General features: G+C 66.6%; 17 protein-coding genes. 11 read left to right on the top strand and 6 right to left on the bottom strand.

Annotated elements, in window-relative coordinates:
* Positions 1–914, top strand: a 914-nt coding sequence (locus ACI8UR_RS10725; protein WP_415087861.1) for a PHP domain-containing protein, incomplete at its 5' end; no start/stop codon positions are given.
* 3 nt (positions 915–917) lie between these two features.
* A complete protein-coding gene (locus ACI8UR_RS10720; RefSeq protein ID WP_411715392.1) occupies positions 918–1,376 on the top strand; it encodes a Mut7-C RNAse domain-containing protein in 459 nt (152 codons plus the stop codon).
* Here ACI8UR_RS10720 and ACI8UR_RS10715 read toward each other — a convergent pair.
* From ACI8UR_RS10715 to ACI8UR_RS10695, 5 genes are all read right to left on the bottom strand, one after another.
* Positions 1,373–2,296: a hypothetical protein gene (locus tag ACI8UR_RS10715; RefSeq protein WP_411715393.1), complete on the bottom strand. Its 924-nt coding sequence runs from the start codon at positions 2,294–2,296 to the stop codon at positions 1,373–1,375. The two genes, ACI8UR_RS10720 and ACI8UR_RS10715, sit on opposite strands and share 4 nt — an antisense overlap.
* 87 nt (positions 2,297–2,383) lie before the next feature.
* Entirely contained in the window at positions 2,384–3,142 is a 759-nt protein-coding gene (locus ACI8UR_RS10710) for a 4-phosphopantoate--beta-alanine ligase (RefSeq protein ID WP_411715394.1), read from the bottom strand.
* Between the two features lie 23 nt (positions 3,143–3,165).
* The gene (locus tag ACI8UR_RS10705; RefSeq protein WP_411715395.1) at positions 3,166–3,576 is read right to left on the bottom strand and encodes a hypothetical protein; all 411 of its coding nucleotides are present in this window, start codon (positions 3,574–3,576) and stop codon (positions 3,166–3,168) included.
* Positions 3,577–3,617: 41 nt separating this feature from the next.
* The gene (locus ACI8UR_RS10700; RefSeq protein ID WP_415087860.1) at positions 3,618–4,934 is read right to left on the bottom strand and encodes a condensation domain-containing protein; all 1,317 of its coding nucleotides are present in this window, start codon (positions 4,932–4,934) and stop codon (positions 3,618–3,620) included.
* A 14-nt stretch (positions 4,935–4,948) separates the two neighbouring features.
* A complete protein-coding gene (locus ACI8UR_RS10695) occupies positions 4,949–5,767 on the bottom strand; it encodes a pantoate kinase (protein WP_411715397.1) in 819 nt (272 codons plus the stop codon).
* A 114-nt stretch (positions 5,768–5,881) separates the two neighbouring features.
* Between ACI8UR_RS10695 and ACI8UR_RS10690 the strand changes: the two genes are divergently transcribed.
* The 9 genes from ACI8UR_RS10690 to ACI8UR_RS10650 are packed head-to-tail and all read left to right on the top strand — an operon-like array spanning position 5,882 to position 14,127.
* Positions 5,882–6,961: a monovalent cation/H+ antiporter subunit E gene (locus ACI8UR_RS10690; RefSeq protein ID WP_411715398.1), complete on the top strand. Its 1,080-nt coding sequence runs from the start codon at positions 5,882–5,884 to the stop codon at positions 6,959–6,961.
* Positions 6,958–7,227 (top strand): cation:proton antiporter, encoded by a 270-nt coding sequence (locus tag ACI8UR_RS10685; protein ID WP_411715399.1) that lies wholly within the window; start codon positions 6,958–6,960, stop codon positions 7,225–7,227. Before ACI8UR_RS10690 ends, ACI8UR_RS10685 begins: the two co-directional genes overlap by 4 nt.
* Position 7,228: 1 nt before the next feature.
* Positions 7,229–7,534: a monovalent cation/H(+) antiporter subunit G gene (mnhG, locus tag ACI8UR_RS10680; protein ID WP_411715400.1), complete on the top strand. Its 306-nt coding sequence runs from the start codon at positions 7,229–7,231 to the stop codon at positions 7,532–7,534.
* Entirely contained in the window at positions 7,534–8,070 is a 537-nt protein-coding gene (locus ACI8UR_RS10675; protein ID WP_411715403.1) for a DUF4040 domain-containing protein, read from the top strand. The genes mnhG and ACI8UR_RS10675 overlap by 1 nt, the downstream gene beginning before the upstream one ends.
* The gene (locus ACI8UR_RS10670; RefSeq protein ID WP_411715401.1) at positions 8,067–8,555 is read left to right on the top strand and encodes an MnhB domain-containing protein; all 489 of its coding nucleotides are present in this window, start codon (positions 8,067–8,069) and stop codon (positions 8,553–8,555) included. Before ACI8UR_RS10675 ends, ACI8UR_RS10670 begins: the two co-directional genes overlap by 4 nt.
* Entirely contained in the window at positions 8,552–8,914 is a 363-nt protein-coding gene (locus tag ACI8UR_RS10665) for a cation:proton antiporter subunit C (RefSeq protein ID WP_411715402.1), read from the top strand. The genes ACI8UR_RS10670 and ACI8UR_RS10665 overlap by 4 nt, the downstream gene beginning before the upstream one ends.
* The gene (locus tag ACI8UR_RS10660) at positions 8,907–10,433 is read left to right on the top strand and encodes a monovalent cation/H+ antiporter subunit D family protein (protein WP_415087859.1); all 1,527 of its coding nucleotides are present in this window, start codon (positions 8,907–8,909) and stop codon (positions 10,431–10,433) included. Before ACI8UR_RS10665 ends, ACI8UR_RS10660 begins: the two co-directional genes overlap by 8 nt.
* The gene (locus tag ACI8UR_RS10655; protein ID WP_415087858.1) at positions 10,430–12,325 is read left to right on the top strand and encodes a cation:proton antiporter; all 1,896 of its coding nucleotides are present in this window, start codon (positions 10,430–10,432) and stop codon (positions 12,323–12,325) included. The genes ACI8UR_RS10660 and ACI8UR_RS10655 overlap by 4 nt, the downstream gene beginning before the upstream one ends.
* Positions 12,322–14,127: a Na(+)/H(+) antiporter subunit D gene (locus ACI8UR_RS10650; RefSeq protein WP_415087862.1), complete on the top strand. Its 1,806-nt coding sequence runs from the start codon at positions 12,322–12,324 to the stop codon at positions 14,125–14,127. The genes ACI8UR_RS10655 and ACI8UR_RS10650 overlap by 4 nt, the downstream gene beginning before the upstream one ends.
* Here ACI8UR_RS10650 and ACI8UR_RS10645 read toward each other — a convergent pair.
* Positions 14,119–14,685, bottom strand: coding sequence for a pyridoxamine 5'-phosphate oxidase family protein (locus ACI8UR_RS10645; RefSeq protein ID WP_411716223.1), 567 nt, complete (start codon positions 14,683–14,685; stop codon positions 14,119–14,121). The two genes, ACI8UR_RS10650 and ACI8UR_RS10645, sit on opposite strands and share 9 nt — an antisense overlap.
* Between the last annotated feature and the right edge of the window lie 115 nt (positions 14,686–14,800).

The following is a 14,800-nucleotide window of genomic DNA, read 5'->3' as shown; positions in this document are numbered from 1 at the left end:
TGAAGGTCAACGAGTACGGTGTCTTCGACGTGAGCGACGTCGAGGACACGGACGCGGGCCAGCGCGTCGGCCAGCGCGTCGCCGGCGAAACCGAGGAGGAAGTGTACGAGGCCCTCGACATGGAGTGGCCGGCGCCCGAGCTCCGCGAGAACCGCGGGGAGGTCGCCGCGGCGGCGGAGGGACGCCTCCCCGACCTCCTCACGCTCGAGGACGTCCGCGGCGACCTGCACCTCCACACGGAGTGGTCGGACGGCGACCCGACCATCGAGGAGATGGTCGAGGCGGGCGCATCGTTCGGCCACGATTACATCGGCCTCGCCGACCACGCCACCGGGCCCGGAATGGTCGGCGGCGTCGGGCTAAGTGACGAGGAACTCCGCGAACAGCTCGGTGAGATTCGGTCGGTCGCGGAAACCGCCGACATCGACGTCTTTGCCGGCGTCGAGGCAAACATCGACAGTGAGGGCGGTATCTCGGTCGGCGACGACGTGCTCGCCGAGTTGGATTGTGTGGTCGCCTCACCACACAGCGACCTCGACGGCGACGGCACCGACCGCATCATCACGGCTATCGAACATCCCGAGGTAGATATCATCGGCCATCCCACGGGCCGGATGCTGAACCAGCGCCCCGGCCACGATATCGACATGGAGCGGGTCGCCGAGGCGGCCGCCGAGAACGGGACAGCACTGGAGATCAACTCCGACCCACACCGGCTCGACCTCCGCTCCAGCAACGTCAAAGTCGCCATCGAAGCGGGCGCGACCATCAGCATCAACACCGACGCTCACCGGCCCGGCGCTTACGAGTACATCCGGTTCGGCGTCCACACCGCCCGTCGCGGCTGGGTCGAGCCCGAAGACGTGCTCAACTGCCGGGGCGCCGACGGCGTCCGAGAGTTCCTCGGACTGTAACGGATGGCGGTTCGGCCCGAAACCGACCGGTTTCTCCTCGACGTGATGTGTGGCAAGCTCGCCGTCTACCTCCGGATGTGCGGCTACGACGCCGCCTACGCCGGCGACCGAGGCATCGAGGCTGACGACGAGATTCGCCGGGAGGCCGAAGCGGAAGGTCGCAGCCTCCTCACTCGCGATGAGGCGCTTGCCGACCGCACCGAGGACGCGATATTACTGACCAAACGCGACATCGAGGGGCAGCTCGCAGAACTCGAGGCCGCCGACGTACGGCTCGAACTCGCCGCTGAACCCTCACACTGCGGACGGTGCAACGGGCCGCTCGAAGCGGTGCCCGAAGACGCCGACACGCCCGACTACGCACCAGACCCCGCCGAAACGGACTGCTGGCGCTGTGCGTCGTGTGGACAACTGTTCTGGAAAGGCAGCCACTGGGAACGGGTCGCAGAAACGCTCGCTTAGTTATTCGGCGTCCACTCCTCGCAGGCGTCCATATCGTCCATGGGTTCGCTGTTGAGGCCGCAGTACGGCACCATGCCGTCGTCGGTGCGGACGTAGCGGAAATGCGCGCAGTTGCCGCAGTAGGTGTCGCCAGCCGGCGTCGCGGGCTCGTCGTCGAGGAACTCGGCGTCGTCGGTCGTCTGTGGGCTGGACGTCTGCGTACCGGGTGTGTTCAGCGACGCGCTCGTCGACCCGCCGTCGGTGACGCCGGGGCTGGCGTCGACGGACGTGTTCTGTGGCGCCTGTTGTGTCGTCTGGCGCGATTGGCCGGAACCGGCGTTGCGGTTCGTCTGGGTCTCGACATCGCCGTCGGGCGTGCTGCCGAGCAGGCCGATACCGCCGAGGCGGCCACGGAGATCGTCGTCGGAAACCTCGACGATCTTCGTTTCGCCACCCTTCGTGATTTCGAGTGTGACGGTGCCGCCAGGGTCGTTGCGCGCCTTGAAATTCGCGACCGAGGCGAACAGACACCAGCAAGTGACGATAGCGCCGGTGAAGTACACGCCAGTGACGACGAGCGTCATGTTGGCGTTGCCGGAGCCGCCGACCCAATCGACCGGGTACGCACTCTGGAAAAGCACGACGCCGACGACGCAGACGAGTGCGCCGGCGGCAGCCGCGACCCGAACCGTGCGCTGGGCGCGCGGCAGGACGGTCATCGTGCCGATGAGTAACGCCGGCAGGCCGAGGCCACCGAGGACGCCGGCGACGCGGCGCGCCTCGAACAGCCCGAGACCGAACAGCTGGCCGAGTTCGGTGGCCGCGATGGCGATACCCGCAACGAGTACGACCGAGCCAACCCCGAAGAGCGCGACGCCGGCATACAGCCGCCGGAGGCCCGTCCCGTTGCCTCCCTGATAAACCTCCGTGAGGCTAGCCATGGGATACGTTACTTCCCCGACACACAAAACACTACGTCAGACGCGCGCAAGACGCCTTTCGGCAGGTCGACAGGTACGGGCGGTGGATTACGAGTCATCGGCGTCGTCGGGCTCTCGAATCGCCCGCTCGGCCGCCGCGAGCGCCGTCTCAGCGTCGAACCGCTCGATAATCGCATCGAGTTCCTCGTCGTCCGCGTCGGCCAGCTCGCGGGCGTGAGCGGTCATGTTCGGCACCGCACGAATCAGGTTGTCGATGATGGGCACCGTCGCGCTCTGGGCCGACCGCGAGAGCGGGTTCAAATCGACCACGAGTTCGGTCTTGCCCATCTCGGCGAGCGCCTCGGCACGGTCGCCGTCCTCCAGCGGAACAAGAACGACATCCGCATCGCCGATGCCGTCGGCGTCGACCTTCGCGCGCTCGTGGTCGAGCCCGGGAATTCGGCCGTCGGCGTCCAGTCCCTTCACCGCCTCGGCGCCGTGCTCGCGGAGGTGGTCAGCGATGCGTTCCATCCGCGCTTCGGTGCGGTTGAAGAGGTTCACTTCGAGGTCGGCACCCGTCGCTTCGGCGAGTTCGACCAGCTCGCCGGGCGCCAGCGCCGCGACGTTGCCGTTCACCGAGAGCACGGCGTGGTCGGCACGGAGGAGAGACGCCGCTGCCACGCGTTCGGCCTCGTCGGCGCTCGGGAGGGTCTCCTCGCCGAGGAGGTAATCGAACGCCTCGCCGCGTCCTTGAGCGATGAGTCCCTGTCTCGAGGTGATGCCGAGGTCGACGCCCTCCTCGATGCGGTGTCGCGTCAGCAGCGACTCGTACCGAGGGTGTGACTCCGGAATATCCGGGCCGGTCATACGAATCGGTCGGCGACCGTCGCCTAAAAGGCTCCCGCTCCGGCCGAATCTGCGATCTCCTCTTTCAGCACCCGGACATCGGTCTCGGAGATGATGACGGCGATGTTTCGGCCCACCTGGACATCCGACGACGTGACACTGACCGTGCGAGTCGTCGTCCGCTCATCGTCGACCGCGGCACGGAGTTCGTACTCACCGGCCTCGGGTATCCGGGGGTTCGCGTACTCGGTCTCGTCGGCGTCGACCGCGACCGTCTCCTCGAGCGTCACCGACCCGCTTCGCTCGACTGTGAGGTCGACGCTGACCGGCGAGTTCGTGGTGTTGTCGACCTGGATGGCGACATCCTCGACGGTGTCGAATTCGTCGGCGCTACACCCCGATAGGGAGACGGTGGCGAGCAGGCCGACCGACGAGAGGAACGCACGGCGGTTCACAGTTCTTCTCGAAGATGCAGCCCTATCTGTCTTTACGCTCGTCAGGCCACGGCCGATTCGAGCTGTTCGACGTACAGGTCGGCGAATGACGCCGCAGCCTCCTGGTCGAACTGCTCGCGGTCGTGCCGAAAGCCCAGGTAGACGTTCCCTTCGACCGTCGCGGCGGCGATAGCGACGCCGATAGGCTGCCGACACGGCGGGGAGAGCCACAGCCGACCGGGGTCGTCCTCGTGGAGTCGCGGTGCGGCCCCGGGAATCCGTCCGAGGTTCGACAGCACCGCGGTGTCGAGCAGACGACTCCCGGCACCGTGCAGGAGGTTCGGCAACTGTCGTTTCAGGCCGACCGGGAGGCCGGGCGGAATCATATCGAGCGCCGCCTGGAACGCCGCCGCGCGGTCGCGTTGCTTCAGCCGCTGGGTCTGCTCGACGACAGCCGCGATGGCCGACTGCGACGTCTTCCGGTCGTCTGCCTCCGTCGAGATGCTGACGAACAGCGTGTACATGCCGACCACGTCGTAGAACCACTCCCGTGGCCGGAGGTTCACGGGCATCAGCAGACTGATCGTCTCCGTCGATTCGCCGTGGGTCGCGTTCCAGCGGTCGATGCCGAGATGGAGCGCGGCAAGCAAGACGTCGTTGACCGATACCTCCTCGGGGCGTCCGTTCACCAGCCGATCCGTGAGCTCGGCGTCGAGCCGCCGGTGGACGAACCCCCATCCATCCTCGTCGGTGGCGCCCTCGCCTGCGATGCGGGCTGGCGGGTCGACCGATTTCGGCAGTTGACCGGCAGCCTCACCGAGGCGGTCGAGACGTTCGCCGAGCGATTCAGGCCGGAGGTCGTCCATCACCTGCCGGGACGTTTCGAAATCGATCGGGGGGCCATCGGGCGTCTCCCCGCGATACGCCTGACAGATCGACCGGAGGATTCTGAGCGCTCCGACCCCGTCGGCCGCGACGTGGTCGACACAGCAGCAGAGCCGGTCACCACCTGCCTCGCCGTCACCCCGAACGACGAGCAGCCGAAACGGTGGCGCCGCTGTGAGGTCGAACCGATTGCCGTAGAACTCGGCTCGAAGCGACGCCATGTCGGTTCCGTCGAGTGTCGCTACCGAGACGGGGTCGGTCTCGACGGCATCCGGAATCTCCCACATGTAGCTCGACGCGAGTTCGTGGGTGGGCTGGCGCCGCGCTCGCGCGAACGGGTGGGTGAGACACGCCGTTGCCGTCGCCTCCCGAAGCCGGTCGAGGTCGATGGGTTCGGTCGTCACGATCTCACCCTGGATGTTCATCGGCGTGAACTCCAGGTCGAGGTGGAAGATGGCCTCCTCGAGCGCCGTGAACGAGACGGTTCGTGTCATAGTGTTCGGTCGGCCTACAGGAGGTGTGCGCCAGAGAGACAGACATCGCAGCGCTCGGCGTCGTAGCCAGCCTCGGAGAGCCCGCTGTCGAGCGCGAAGACGGTTTCGCCAAGCATCGCCATCGAGGCCTCGCCGCCCGCGTCCGCCACGTCCTGAATCGCCTCCCGGAGCTGTGGCGTCAGCAGGTCGGCCTCGCGGGCGAACCGCCGCGAGGATTGCATGAACGTCTCGAGCGTCGGCTCGGCGACGAGCGCCGACAGGCTCTGCTTGCCGGCCACCGTGAGCGCCTCCGTGTCGCCACCGAGTACCTCCTCGGTCGAGAGTTCGCCGAACGTGACGTACTCGATCTGTTGACGTGCGGGAATGCCGTCCAGTTCGCCGTAGGCCGGCGCGCCCGGTTCCAGCCGGATGGGGAAGCCACCACGGGCCTGTGCGACCACGTCGCCGAGCCCCGTTCCGGCCTGCACCTCTGCGCCATGGGCGATGGTGACGAGTTCGTTCTCCGAGAGGCCGCGGCTGAACACCTCGTTTGCGGCCAGCGCTGTCCCGAGAGCGGCGGCGCCGGAGACGCCGAAGCCAGCCCCCAGCGGGAGCTCCGTCTCGATGACGACGCTCGCGGTGGCCCGGAGCGCGTTCAGCACACGGTCGACGGCCTCGATGTCGACCACCTCGCCGTTGAGTTCGAGGCTATCGCCGGGTTCGAGCCGCACCGTGACGCCCGTATCGAGTGTGACGCCGGCGCCGCGGGAGCCGGCTTTCGTCGGATCGTCGTCCGGGTGTGCGCTGAAGAACCCCGTCACGTGGCCCGGAACGAACGCCGCCGCATCTGTCATACGCGGGGCTCCGAAGCGCGCCGGGTTAAGCGTTATCCGATGGCGGTGGGGGACACCGCCGTGAAGAACAACCGTTTTGGTGCGGCTACCTGAATACCGGGGTAGTGACCAACTGTGCCTGAGGACTCATCGAACCAGACCGACGACGGGGCTATCCTCGTTCCGGTCGGCGAGTCGGTGACGCTGCGAAAAACCGTCGCCTACGCGGTTCGAGAGGCCATCGAGACCTCGGCCGAGCTCCATTTCGTCGCGCCGGTCGCCTGGCGCGATATCGGCGCGGCCAGCGCCGACGTCCGGGCGGAGTTGGAGTCCCTACTCGAACGCGTCGCCGTCTGGGCGGAGGAAGACTCCGATGGGTCGGTCGACGCCAGTACCGCCATCATCGGCGAAGACGAGTACCTCTTCGGCCCTGACGACTTCGCTCGCGTGCTCTCTCAGTACGCGCGACGCAACAGCCTCGAACGCGTCATCATCGACCCTGAATACAGCCCCGGCGGCAACGCGCCACTGCTCCAGCCGATGGAGACCCAGCTCGTCGCTGCGGGCCTCACTGTCGAGGAAGCGCCCGTCGAACGGGCGACTCGGCGCGGCCGCCTGCTGCGGCGCGGTGGCCTGCTCCAGTTTGCCGCCCTGTTCGGCATCTCGTTTCTGTTCTATCAGCTACTCGGCGGCTTCAGCGGGGAGCGATTCGATCTCCTGACCGGCGCCGGCAGCGCCCTCCTCGTCGCGACGATGCTCCACCGCATCGCGTTCAGCGACCGAATGAAGCTGACAGCCATCGCACGTCGCGTCGCCCGCCTGTTCATCTTCATCCCGTATCTCGCATACGAGATCATCGTCGCGAACCTCTACGTCTCGTACGTCATCCTCCATCCGAGCCTGCCGATAGAGCCCCGAACGACCGAGGTTCGCTCGGCCGTCTGGGGCGGCATGCCCGTCGCGACGCTCGCAAACAGCATCACGCTCACGCCGGGCACGCTCACCGTACGCGTCCACGGCCAGGATTTCATGGTGCATACGCTCATCCGACCGGCCCGTGAGGGCCTCTTCGATGGCGCGCTCGAACGCGCTGTTCGGTTCGTCTTCTACGGCCGTGAGGCCGCCCGCATCTCCTCGCCTCGGGAGCGCGACGACTGCCGCATTCTCGAAACCGTCACCGGAACCGAACCGGAGTCGGGAGGTGACGCCGAATGATGGACACCCTGCTGCTCGGTGCGGCGATAGCGCTCGTCGTCCTCGCTATCGTCGTGCTGTACCGCGCGATTCGCGGGCCGACGATGCTCGACCGCGTCCTGGCGGTCAACGTCCTCGGGACGAACACGGTCGTCATTCTCGCGCTGCTGTCGGCCGCGCTGGACGTCCCGTCGTTCCTGGATATCGCGCTGGTGTACGCGCTGTTGAACTTCCTGATGGCGGTGGCCATCTCGAAGTTCACCGTCGAACGTGGAGGGGTGATGTGACGTGACGCCACGCGAAATCGCCATCGCCGTGTTCCTCGCCGGTGGCGTCTTCTTCACCCTCGTCTCCGCGGTCGGCGTCATCCGACTGCCGGACGTCTACGCCCGCGCTCACACCGCGAGCCAGACCGACACCCTCGGCGCCGGCCTGACGCTCGTTGCCGTCGTCCTCGCGCTCGGGTTCGGCACGACGACCGTCAAGACCCTCCTCCTGCTCGTGTTCATCTTCATCACGAACCCGACGGCGGCGCACGCGGTCGCCCGCGCCGCCCACGAAGAGGGTATCGAACCCTGGAGGGAAGACGAATGATAGAGTACGTCGCCTACACGCTGGTCGTGTTCGTCCTCGCGACAGCGGTTACGACCGCGCTGCTGCGGGACGTGCTCGCGGCAATCATCGTTTTCGCCGCCTACAGCCTCGGGATGGCGCTTTTGTACACGCTGCTTTTGGCGCCGGACGTCGGCCTCACGGAGGCCGTCATCGGCGCCGGCGTGACGACCATCCTCCTGCTTTTGACCATCGCGAAAACCGTCCGACCGAGCGAGGGGCCGAATCTCGAACGCATCGACCCCCGCGCTGCTGTCGCCTGCGGCGCGCTCGCTGTCGTCTTCGGCCTGACGCTGTTCGAGTTGCCCGCCGTCGGCGACCCGACATCCCCGATTCTCTCCTACGATGCCGTTACCGGATACTACCTCACCGAATCCTACGAGGAAACGCACGTCAAAAACACCGTCACCGCGGTGCTTGCGGCCTACCGTGGCTTCGACACCTTCGGCGAGGCAACCGTCGTCTTCTCCGCCGGGGTCGCGGTTCTCGTCGTTCTCCGACGGGAGGTGTTCACATGAGTAACAGCGACGCCGAGTCCGATATCACCGCCGACCGCCGCCAGCCGTACACCGAAAGCGAGGTCATCATGAGCACGGTTCGCGTCGTGACGCCGTTCGTGCTCACGTTCGGGCTCTACATCACGTTCCACGGCGCCGACTCGCCAGGGGGTGGCTTCCAGGGCGGTGCCCTTGTCGGCACCGTCGTCCTGATGCTCGCATTCGCGTTCGGCATCGAACCGACCCGAACGTGGCTCGGCGAACAGGCCGTCACGGCCGTCACCTGTCTCGGCCTCTTCGTGTTCGCCGGCATCGGCCTCGGCAGCGTCGGCCTCGGCGGCGGCTTCCTCCAGTACGAACTGTATCCGCTGCAAAACCCGACCAAACTCGGTATCGAGGCCGTCGAAATCGGCGGCATCGCGCTCATCGTCGCTGGCGTCATCATCGGGCTGTTCTTCCTGACGGCCGCCGGGCCGAACCCGGACGACGGAGGTGAGGAAGCGTGATCGAACTGCTCGTCAACCGCTGGGCGTACGTGACGTTCATCATCCTCATGGTCACCGGCCTCTACATCATGGTCGCCAGCCCGAACCTCGTCAAGAAGGTCATCGGATTGAACCTCTTCCAGAGCGCCGTCTTCCTGTTTTTCATCGCCTCGGCGTACGTCGAGGGCGGCTCACCGCCCATCGTCCCGCCGGATGGTGGCGGCGGCCCATACGTCAGCCCGCTGCCGCACGTCATCGTGCTGACGGCCATCGTCGTCGGCGTCAGCCTCACGGCCGTCGCCTTGGCACTTATCGTCCGCATCTACGAGGAGTACGGCACGCTCGACGAAGCCGTCCTCCGGGAGGTGGCCGATGACTGAACACGACGTCATACTCGCGCTGCTCATCGCGGTGCCCATCATTGCGGCGGTCGTCCCGCTGCTTTTGAGCCTCCGGACGACCGAAACCGGCTGGTACGTCGCCATCGTCGCCGCCGCCGTCGAGGCGGTGCTTGCGGCCGTCGTCGTCCGCTCGGTGTACGCGGGCAATCGGCTCGTCCACGAGGTGGGAGGCTACCCGGCGCCGCAGGGCATCGAACTCGTCGTCGACGGCTTCTCGGCGCCCGTCATCGCGCTCATCGCCGTCGTGTCACTCGGCGTGCTCGCGTTCGCCTACACCGGCGGCCCACGCCGGAACAGCTTCTATAGCGCCTATCTCCTGCTCGTTGGCGGGCTGATGGGCGTCTCCGTCACGGGCGACCTGTTCAACATGTTCGTCTTCCTGGAGATTACGGGGCTTGCGACCTACGCGCTTGTCGCAGCCGACCGCTCGGGGAAATCGGCCATCGCGGCGCTGAAATACCTCATCCTCGGGACGACCGGCGCGTCGCTGTTCCTCATCGGCGTCGGCTACGCGCTCATCGCCACCGGAACGCTGAACATGGTCGACCTCTCCGAACAGCTTGCCGGCAATTACACCTCCCGCGTCGTCATCGCCTCGTTCGGATTCATCGTCGTCGGCCTCTCACTGAAGGCCGCCATCTTCCCGCTGCACACCTGGCAGCCGGACGCCTACACGTACGCGCCCGACACGGTGACAACGTTCATCTCAGCGCTGGCCTCGACGGTCGCCGCCTACGCCATCGGCCGTGTCATCCTCACGGTGTTCACCGTCCGGTTCTTCGAGGCCGTCCCGCTGGCACAGGACGTCCTGCTCGCGTTCGCCGGCATTAGCATCGTCGCCGGCAGCGGCCTCGCAGCCATCCAGACCGAGGTCAAACGGATGTTCGCCTACTCGTCCGTGGCGCAGTTCGGCCTCGTCGTGGCGGCGTTCGCCCTCGCAACGCCGACCTCGGTGCTCGGCGGCGTCATCCACCTCGTCGGCCACGGACTCATCAAGGGCGGCCTGTTCGCGGCGGCGGCCATCCTCGCTTCGACGCACGGCGCCCGCACCGTCGGCGATTACGCGCGACTCGGCTACCGCTCGCCGGTTTCGGCCGCCACACTCGGAATCTTGGCCGTCGCACTGGTCGGCGTCCCGCCGTCCATCGGCTTCCTCGGCAAGTGGTACATCGGCGTCGGCGCCGTCCGTGCCGAGTCGTGGCCGATTGCCGTCATCGTCTTCCTCAGCACGCTTCTGACGCTTCTGTACGTCGCCCGACTGCTGGAGCGGCTCTACTTCGCCGCTCCGGACGCTTCCGAATCGCCCGCGGGAGCGGTTGCTGACGGTGGCGACCAGGCCGAACCGCAGCCGTCTGCCGACACCCGCACTGTCGATGGCGTCTCCGTCGGCATGCTCGCGGTCGTCGTGCTCACCGCCATCGTCGTTGTCGCGCTCGGCTTCGCGACGGGCTGGTTCGAAACACTGCTTGACCCCTTCTTCCGAGGTGTTTTCCAATGACTGAACTCGCAGACCCACGGCCGCTTGCGGCCGTCCTGATATCCGTCGTCGGAACGCTCGCCATCCTCGCGGCGCATCGCCGGCCGAACCTCCGGGAGGCGGTCACGCTCACCGTCGCCATCGGGAAGTTCGGAATCGTCGCCAGCATGCTGCCCGGCGTCCTCGCCGGCGACGTCTACGTCTGGACGCTCGGCGAGTTCGTCGTCGATATCCCGTTCGCGCTCCGGGCGGATTCGCTCGGTATGCTGTTCGGCCTGCTCGCAAGCTTGCTGTGGATCATCACGTCGCTGTACAGCATCGGCTACATGCGCGGCCTCGACGAGCACAGCCAGACGCGCTACTTCGCCTCGTTCGCGATGAGTCTCAGCGCGGCGATGGGCATCGCCTTCGCCTCGAACCTCCTCGTGCTGTTCGTCTTCTACGAGATACTGACCGTCGCGACGTACCCGCTCGTCGCCCACGACGAAACCGAGGAGGCCCGCGCCGCCGGACGCAAGTATCTCACCTACACCTTCGGCGGCGGCGTCGCGGTGCTTGCCGGCACCGTGTTCGTCTATCTGCTCGCCGGCACCGTCTCGTTCACCTCGGGCGGCATCGCGGGGCTCGCAACCGCCGACCCAACGCTCGCCCGCGCCGCCTTCGCCCTCCTGGCGGCTGGCTTCGGTGTCAAGGCCGCCCTGATGCCGATTCACTCGTGGTTGCCCGACGCGATGGTCGCGCCCACGCCCGTCTCGGGGCTGCTCCACGCCGTCGCAGTCGTCAAAAGCGGCGTCTTCGGTATCGCCCGGCTCATCCTCGAAGTGTTCGGCCCGGAGACGGTCGACGCCCTCGGCGTCGGCATCGTGCTGGCCTCCTTCGCCGCGTTCACGCTGCTGGCATCGAGCGTCATCGCGCTCCGGAAGGACAACCTCAAGCGCCGATTGGCCTACTCAACGGTGAGCCAGCTCTCCTACATCGTGCTGGGACTGTCCATCCTCAGCCCGCAGGCGATCACCGGTGGGCTGCTGCACATCCCCGCCCACGCGTTCATGAAGCTCACCCTGTTCTTCTGTGCGGGCATCATCCACGTCGAGACCCACACCGACGACATCAGTCAGATGGCCGGCATCGGCAAGCGGATGCCCGTGACGATGGCCGCCTTCGCCGTCGCGGCAGCCGGTATGGCCGGCATTCCGCTTGTGGCGGGCTTCGTCAGCAAGTTCTACCTGCTCATCGGCACCGTCTCGACTGGCGACTACCTCTTCGCCGTCGCCCTGCTCGTCTCCGGCGTCCTCAACATCGCGTACTTCTGGCCGGTCGTCTACCAGGCGTTCTTCGAGAGCGAGGACGCCCACGACGCCAAGCCGCTCGTCGAGCACGCCATCGGGGGTGAAGGTCGCTCGACGATTACGCGACCCGACGGCGGCGAGAAGCAACCCGAAGACGAGGACGAAACCGAGGACGCCGAGGAAACCGAAACCGAGGACGACGACCTCGACCCCGAGGAACTCGGCCGGCCGGATTTCAGCGGCGAATCGGTCGAACGCGATTACAGCGAACCCGCGCCGCTCGTCGACGGCGAGTACGCGGTCGACCAGCATCCGAGCGACCACACGATGCCCGAAAACGAGGCAGGCGACGAAGCGGACGCCGACACCGACGCTGACGACCCTGCTCGCGATGCTGACGAGCACCTTGCACCGGGCGATGACCACCATCACGGCGGGCCGCCGCCGGGCGGTTGGGAGCGACGCGACTGGTTCGGCGGCGAGAGCACCTGGTTCATGCTCGGGCCGATTCTGGCCGCGATGACCGGGTCGGTCGTGCTCGGGCTGATTCCCTACACCGCCGTCTTCCTCCGACTCATCGAGGATATCGTTTCGACGGTGCTGACCGTGGGGGTGATGGGCTGATGGTGCTCGATACGGTGCCGCCGTTCGTGCTCGTGCTCGCGGCAGCGGCCATCGCGGCTGTCGCACCACGGAAAGTCGGCCACGGAGCGGGCTTCCTCGCGACGGCAGGGGCGGCCGTCATCTCGTTTTTCGTGGCCGACGGCACCCACATCCCGATGCAGTTGTTCGGCTTCGAGACGGTTCTGTATCAGGTCGACGACTTCTCGCGGCTGATGGGCCTCATCTTCGGCTTCATCGGCGCCGCGGCCGTGCTGTACGCCTACTCCAGTGAGGCCGACGGCAAACAGACCGCAGCCGCACTCGGCTACGTCGGCACGAGTCTCGGCGCCGTCTTCGCCGGCGACTGGCTGACGCTCGTGTTCTTCTGGGAGCTCATGGCCGTCACCAGCACCCTCCTGGTGTGGCATTACGGCGGCCGCGCGGTGCGGACTGGCTTCCGCTACGCGATGGCACACGGCATCGGCGGCAGCCTCGTCCTCGCGGCGGTCATCTGGCAGTACGTCGAGGTCGGCTCCTTCCTCTTCAGCGAGGCGACCGGCGTCGTCGGCCCGATTGCGCCCGCGCTGATGGCAATCGGTATCGGCGTCAACGTCGGCTTCATCGGCCTCCACACGTGGCTGCCCGATACCTATCCGAGCCCCCACATCGCCGCCAGCGTCTTCCTCTGTGTGTACACGACCAAGACCGGCGTGTACGCGATGTTCCGGGCGTTCCCGGAGGGCCATCTCTGGATCGCCTACATGGGCGGGGCGATGGCCGTCTTCGGCGCGTCGATGGCGCTTTTGCAGGAGGACATGCGCCGACTCCTCTCGTATCACATCATCTCACAGGTCGGCTACATGATCGCCGGCATCGGCATCGGAACAGCGCTTGCGACCGCCGGTGCCTTCGGCCACGTGTTCAACCACATCCTCTACAAGGCACTCCTGTTCATGGCCATCGGCGTCGTCATCTACCGCACCGGAATTGAGGACATCACGGAAGTCGGCGGCCTCTGGCGCGTGATGCCCGTCACGTTCGTCGCCTATCTGTTCGGGGCGGCGGCTATCTCGGGCGTCCCTGGCTTCAACGGCTTCGTCAGCAAGAGCATCGTCATCGAGCAAGCCCACGAGATGCACGTCTTTACCATCGGCTCGAAGAGCCTCCCCCTCGGCGGCAACGACGTGCTCTGGTGGCTGCTCATCATCGGGGGCGTCGGCACGTTCATGTCGTTCATCAAGCTCGGCTACTACGTCTTCTTCCACGGCGAAGCGACCATCTCGCCGGAGGACGCCCGCGCCGGCCAGTCCGTTTCGATGCTCACCGTCGGCGGCCTCTGTCTCGCCTTCGGTCTCTTCCCCGGCGCGCTCTTCGAGTTGCTGCCCTACACCAAGGAACTGCTGGCGGAGGCACACCCCTACACGGCGAATCTAGTTCTCGAAGGCGTCGTTCTCGGCGTCGCGGGCTTTGTCGGCTTCTTCAGCCTCAAATCGACGCTTGCGCGCCTGACCTGGATTCCGGACGTCGACCGCATCATCAACCCGGCCATGTTCTACGGCGGTCGCGCACTCGTCCGTGCGGTCACGGAGACGTGGGCGGCCGTAGACCGCGTGGCCGTCGCCGTCACCTCCGGCGCGCTCCGCGTCGGTGCGAACCCACGGCGCTACGCCTACACGACGGCGCAGCGCCTCCCCGGTGTCGAGGCCGAGGCACGACCGAACGGCGGCGAACCCGGCACGCTCGACCTCCGGGTTTCGATGGGCACGAGCGTCTTCCTCATCGTCGCCGTGCTGACGCTGACGCTGGCCGCGCTCCTACTCTGAGAAGAAGCCGCTGCGTTTCTCGTCGTCGCTGTCGGTACCCCACGGCGGGTCGAACGACTGAATCTGAAGCTGTGGCAGGTGTTTCGCACAGTGGATGTACGCCTCCTCGACATCGATATCGACCCAGCATTTCACCCGGTCGGTGCCAGAGGGGTCGGTGGCTTCAGGGAGTTCCTCCCGAACCGTGGCTTTGCCATTGATGTGGAGGCCGACGGTCGTCTCCCACCAGTCCACGAACGTGAGGCTGGTATGGGGGTTCTCGTCGATATTGCCGAGCGAGGCGTGGACGCCGTTGCCGCGATACTCGGGGTAGGCAACTCGGTCGGGTTCGATGACGTTGACGAACCCCTGCGGGCCGAGACGGGGCGAACAGTCGGTGTGGCCGTCGCCGTCGGCCGTCGCGAGGAAGAACATGATTCGCTCGCCGACGAACCGCTCCATCCGCGGCGTCAGCGCCTCGTGCATACTGTCGTCGTAGAAGGCGTCCGCCCGGTTTTCGGTGCCGAGCTGCCGCTGCAGGTCGCGTTCACCGTCAGACCCCGGCGCGTCGTCAGTCATTACATCTACGTTGGGCGCTCGCCCGAAAATGGGTGTCGGTCGGCGGAAGCGGCCGGAACGGCGCTGTATGGTGGCTTCGCCTATGGGCTCAGACGCTGTCGGTCTCTTGGGAACA

Origin of the sequence: Natronomonas sp. (assembly GCF_047616845.1) — an archaeon.
Taxonomy (GTDB): domain Archaea; phylum Halobacteriota; class Halobacteria; order Halobacteriales; family Haloarculaceae; genus Natronomonas.
This window is presented reverse-complemented; position numbering and strand designations above follow the sequence as displayed.